Here is a 5,556-nt window from a genome sequence, read left to right on the forward strand (position 1 = left end):
GCCATGCTCGGCTGAGGCTTTCCCGGTAAAGCACCTGCCGAGCATGGCTCGGCACTACGCTTCTGCCCCAGCCCTTCGAGGCAACCTAAACATTGCCGATTCCGGCAGCTCATCCGCCGAACCCTGCCTCCATGACCTGTGGCCCAGCCCGCCGCGCGGGCCTGCTGCTACCCTTGTTCGGTTCCCTTTCACCGGTGCCGAATGATGCCCAAGCTGCTGCCCCTGTCCCTGCTGTTGTTGACCGCTTTCGGCACCGCCCATGCCGCACCCACGCCGATCACCATCGAGCAGGCCATGGCCAACCCGGACTGGATCGGGCCGCCGGTGGAATCGGCCTGGTGGTCGTGGAACGGCCAGCAGGTCGAGTACACGCTCAAGCGCCAGGGCAGCGCCGTGCGCGACAGCTTCCGCCTGCCGGTGAGTGGCGGTGTCGGCCAGCAGGTCGCCGATGACCAGCGCGGCACCCTCGATGCCGCCGACCGCGTCTATGACAGCAGCCGCCAGCGCATGGCCTTCGTCCGCAACGGCGACGTGTTCGTACGCGACCTGCGCAGCGGCACGCTGACCCAGCTGACCCGCAGCAACGAGCGCGCCGGTGGCGTCAATTTCGCCAGCGACGGCGGCGTGATCTGGGAAGTGGGCAACAACTGGTTCCACTGGAATCCGCGCAACAACATCACCAGTCAGGTCGCCCAGCTCAAGGCCGACAAGAACCCGGCCGACGCACCCAAGGCCGACGTGCTGCGCGACCAGCAGATGCGCACCCTGTCCACCCTGCGCACCGATCGCGCCCAGCGCGAAGAGCTGCGCGAGCAGGGCGAGCGTTGGCGCCAGGCCGACCCGACCCGCGCACCGGCACCGATCTTCCTTGGCGCCGATGTCGAGATCGTCGACAGCGCCCTGTCGCCCGATGCCCGCCACCTGATCGTGGTCACCAAGCCCAAGGGTTACGAGGAAGGCCGCGGCGGCAAGATGCCACTGTACGTCACCGAGTCCGGCTACGAAGAAGCCGAAGACACCCGCACCCGCGTCGGCCGCAACAATCCCGAACCGCATGCGTTCTGGTTGGCCGATGCCGCCACCGGCAAGGTCGAGCCGCTGTCGCTGGACAACCTGCCCGGCATCGCCACCGATCCGCTGGCCGAGCTGCGCCGCAAGGCCGGCAAGGACGCGCTGAAGGGCAACCGTCCGCTGGAACTGATGAGCGACTTCATGGGCGGCGGCATCCGCTGGAATGCTGACGGCAGCCAGGCGGCACTGATGCTGCGCGCCAACGACAACAAGGACCGCTGGATCGCCACCACCAGCGCCACCAGCGCGCGCCTGGAAAGCCGTCACCGGCTGACCGATGGCGGTTGGATCAACTGGGGCTTCAACGATTACGGCTGGATGCCGGACGGCCGCACCCTGTGGCTGCTGTCCGAGGAATCCGGCTACTCGCACCTGTACACGCAGACCGGCAGCAGCAAGCCCAAGGCCATTACTTCCGGCAACTGGGAAACCTCGGCGCCGGTGGTCAGCGCCGACGGCAACAGCTTCTACTTCGTCTGCAACCAGAAGTGGCCGGGCGATTACGAAGTCTGCAATGTCAACGCCAACGGCGGTGCCGTGCGTGAGGTGACCGCGCTCGATGGCGTGGAAGATTTCAGCCTGTCGCCGGATGGCCAGCAGCTGCTGGTGCGTTACTCCGCGCCGTATCTGCCGGCACAGGTCGCCGTGCTGCCGGTCAGCGGCGGCGAAGCACGCAAGCTCACCGATACCCGCAGCGCCGAATTCAAGGCACGCGAGTGGGTGCAGCCGCAGATGGTGCAGGTGCCGTCCAGGCACGGTGCCGGCCACGTCTGGGCCAAGTACTACGGCCCGGAAAAGCTCGAGCCGGGCAAGCAATACCCGATCGCCATGTTCGTGCACGGCGCCGGTTACCTGCAGAACGTGCATGCGCGTTATTCCAACTACTTCCGCGAGCAGATGTTCCACAACCTGCTGGTGCAGAAGGGTTACATCGTGCTGGACATGGACTACCGCGGCAGCGAGGGCTATGGCCGCAACTGGCGTACCGCCATCTACCGCAACATGGGCCACCCGGAGCTGGAAGACTATCTGGACGGCCTGGACTGGCTGGTCGAAACCAAGCAGGGCGACCGCGCCCGCGCCGGCATCTACGGCGGCTCGTACGGCGGCTTCATGACCTACATGGCGCTGTTCCGCTCGCCGGGCACGTTCAAGGCCGGTGCCGCGCTGCGCCCGGTGGGTGACTGGCACCAGTACAACCACGCCTACACCGCCAACATCCTCAACACCCCGGACATCGATCCGGAGGCCTACCGCATCTCCTCGCCGATCGAATATGCAGAGGGCCTGCAGGACAACCTGCTGATCGCGCACGGCATGATGGATGACAACGTGTTCTTCCAGGACTCGGTCAACATGACGCAGAAGCTGATCGAGCTGCACAAGGACAACTGGTCGATCGCGCCCTACCCGTTGGAGCGCCACGGCTATACGCGTGCCGATTCCTGGCTGGACCAGTACAAGCGCATCCTCAAGCTGTTCGAGCAGGAACTGAAGTAAGCATCAACAAGGGCGCCGCGAGGCGCCCTTGTTGTTTGTGGGTGCTGCGGATGCTTCTTGCATACAGCGAAGAGCACCCCTCCCCAACCCTCCCCTGCGCGTTGCGCAAGGGAGGGGGCCGCGTTGCTCCCTCCCTTTGGCGTAGCCAAGGGGAGGGCTGGGGAGGGGTGCTTCTGCTTCTGCTTCTGCTCCTGCCCCATCACCACCCAAGCCTCCAGTACCATTCCCCGCACGGAGCCCCACCTGCTGGACGCACATGCCAACTACAGAAAACCCCATCCGCATCGTCACCGCCGTCATCCTCGATCCGCAGCAGCGCGTGCTGGTCGTGCGCAAACATGGCTCGGATACCTTCATCCAGCCAGGCGGCAAGCGCGAACCCGGTGAGGACGCACTGCAGACACTTGCCCGTGAGCTCCACGAAGAGCTCGGTGTGCAGATCGACGGCAACAGTGCAGTGGCACTCGGCAGCTTCGAAGACATTGCCGTCAACGAACCAGGACGCCGTGTGCAGGGCGAATCCTTCCTGGTAAGCATCACCGGCGTACCTCAGGTGCAGGCTGAAATTGCCGAGCTGAGGTGGATACCGCTGCAGCCACCGCACGGCGTGAAGCTGGCGCCGCTGAGTGCGCTGCATGTATTGCCTGCAGCGTGTGCAGCGTTGTCCTCCTCAAAGAAAGCCGACTGACCCCTGCAACGATCCACCAGAACATCCGTAGCGAACCACCGTGAATTCACCCAAGCTCCCACCAATCCCGGCCACGCCCTCCGCAGCGACCTCGTTCATCGCCGTCACCGCCAAGCTCTCGCTGGTGATGGCTGCACTGGCCATTGTCTGGAGCCTGCTGCAACTGCTGGCAGTGGTCCTGATCGGCCGCCTGGACATCCTGCAGGCCATGCAGAACGAAGGCCTGCCGGTAACGCCGGGCATGCTCTGGCTCGGTGAACACGCACTCTCGCTGAGCGTACTTGGCCTGCTGCTGTCGATCGCGTTCCTCGCGGTGTCATGGGCATTGCTCAGGCACCGCGAATGGGGCCGGATCGGCTTCATCGTCTTCCTGGTGCTGGTGGCCTTGGCCAACTTTGCCTCCCTGCCACTGATCCACGGCATGTTTGAAGCCATGCAGGCAATGGTGCCTGCCGACTTCCTCAATTCCCCAGAAGGCCTGGAAATGCGCGTGCAACTACGCGTTGGCCTGTGGACCTCGCTGATCACTGGCATCGCCGCCGCGCTGGCATTGGCCGGACTGCACGGTTGGCTGGTGATCAAGCTGAGCCGTCCCGACGTCCGTTCCCTGTTTCACTGAATCCCCCGGAGTTTCCATGTCTGTTCCACGTCTACTGTCCGCCCTCGCCGGCGGCCTGCTGGCACTGAGCGCATTGCCGGCGGCTGCCGCCAGCTTGAGCTGCGGCAGCTATAGCGCCGAAGAAGGCTCGGCCCGCTTTGTGATTGAAAGCAGCAGCCAGGCCTCGATGCGCTACGAAGGCCTGGCGCCTACCCAGTATGTAATCCGCCAGCAGGGCAACACCCTGCATGCCGCCGATGTATCCAATGGCTTCAGCACCGAGTACAGCCTCAGCAGCGACGGCAAGCGCATCACCGGCAGCTTGGGCGACTACGTGCTGGACACCAGCAGCAGCTGCAAGACAGCGCCTACGCCGGCCGCGAACAGCTGCCGTGCCGATATCGACAGCTGCATCGACAACGCCAGCTCGGCAACGCCGCAGCAGTTGAGCCAGTGGTGCCAGGAGGACCTGCCCTTCGCCTGCGAACGCCTGCTGTCCAGCTACCGTGATGAAGCCCAGGCCGCACAACAGGCGGCAACGCCGGATCCGGATCTGGAAGAACCTGCGGTCTGCAAGGAGGGCAATCCGCAGTACAACGAAGCGGCCTGTCTGGCAGCGGCCAAGGAAGTACTGGGTATCGCCATGGCCAAGGCACTGGCCGGTGCCTTGAGCAGCAACACCGTGGTGCTTCCCGAGCCGCGTTTGAACGAGTTGTTGCAGCTGTGCCGCAGCCATCCGGACGCAGGCTTCTGCAGCGAAGTCGCCGACGCGCATTGGGATGCGGGGCGCTACCTGCCCGCGCGCGAAGCGCTGCAGCTGGCCTGCAAGGCGGGCGCCGACGAGATGACCTGCAAGCGCGCACAAGCGCTGGCTGCATTGAGTGCCACCGACCTTGATGTCGCCCCCGCCAGCAGCCTGCCCTGCGGCGACTACAAGGCCAGCACCGGCCTGATGGATGAACTTGGCTTCGGCAACGATGGCCTGGTCACGATGGGCATGGGCAGCGAGCTGCGCGCACGCCTGCAGGACGGCGCCATCCATATCCGCCACGACAAGGGTGGCGACTTCGTGCTCAAGCCGCTGCGCAACGGCGGCCTGCTCGGCATCGACAGCTGGAACCGCTATGCCGTTTACCAGCGCACTGGCGGCAGCAGCCAGTGCAGCGCGCCCAAGGTATTCGTCGAACTGCCGCTGCCGCAGGATTGCCCTGTGGGCAGTGATCCACAGGCCTGCTGCGACAGCGGCAAGCTGCAGGGCTGCAATACCCTTGGCCACCGCCATGCGCTGGCCGGCGACTGGCAGGCCGCTGCGCCGGCATACCAGAAGCTGTGCCAGGCCGGTGTGCGCGTTGGCTGCGAGAACCTGCGCAGCGTCTACGAGAACACCGGCGACGAAGACATCCCCGGCAAACTGCTGTCCATCTGCAAGCGCGACAGCAAGGGCACCCATGTGGCCTGCGATGTCTACGAGACCACCAACTGGGCAATGGCCGGCCTGGGCGCGCAGCTGATGCGTGCCGCCGAAGACCTCGACAGCGAAGAAGACGCCGACGCACCGGCGACGCCCAGCAAGGGCAAATCGCTGCGCAAGTAAGGCATGAGGCGCAGGCCGCGGCAGCGGCCTGCGCTACAGTACGCACATGAACGAATTCGACCGCGTACGCGACTATCTGACCGGCCTGCAGGACCGCATCTGTGC

At 65.1% G+C, this 5,556-nt stretch carries 4 protein-coding genes; all 4 read left to right on the forward strand.

The genetic code is table 11. The features are described 5' to 3' along the window. The first annotated feature begins 204 nt into the window (after positions 1–204). A complete protein-coding gene (locus QMX78_RS19790) occupies positions 205–2,571 on the forward strand; it encodes a S9 family peptidase (RefSeq protein WP_282272840.1) in 2,367 nt (788 codons plus the stop codon). Between the two features lie 256 nt (positions 2,572–2,827). Further along, entirely contained in the window at positions 2,828–3,259 is a 432-nt protein-coding gene (locus tag QMX78_RS19795; RefSeq protein ID WP_282272842.1) for an NUDIX domain-containing protein, read from the forward strand. Positions 3,260–3,299: 40 nt separating this feature from the next. Further along, positions 3,300–3,878, forward strand: coding sequence for a hypothetical protein (locus tag QMX78_RS19800; RefSeq protein WP_282272844.1), 579 nt, complete (start codon positions 3,300–3,302; stop codon positions 3,876–3,878). Between the two features lie 16 nt (positions 3,879–3,894). After that, entirely contained in the window at positions 3,895–5,451 is a 1,557-nt protein-coding gene (locus QMX78_RS19805; RefSeq protein WP_282272846.1) for a hypothetical protein, read from the forward strand. Positions 5,452–5,556: the final 105 nt, after the last annotated feature.

The sequence above is a fragment of the Stenotrophomonas sp. PS02298 genome (assembly GCF_029959445.1).
Classification (GTDB): domain Bacteria; phylum Pseudomonadota; class Gammaproteobacteria; order Xanthomonadales; family Xanthomonadaceae; genus Stenotrophomonas.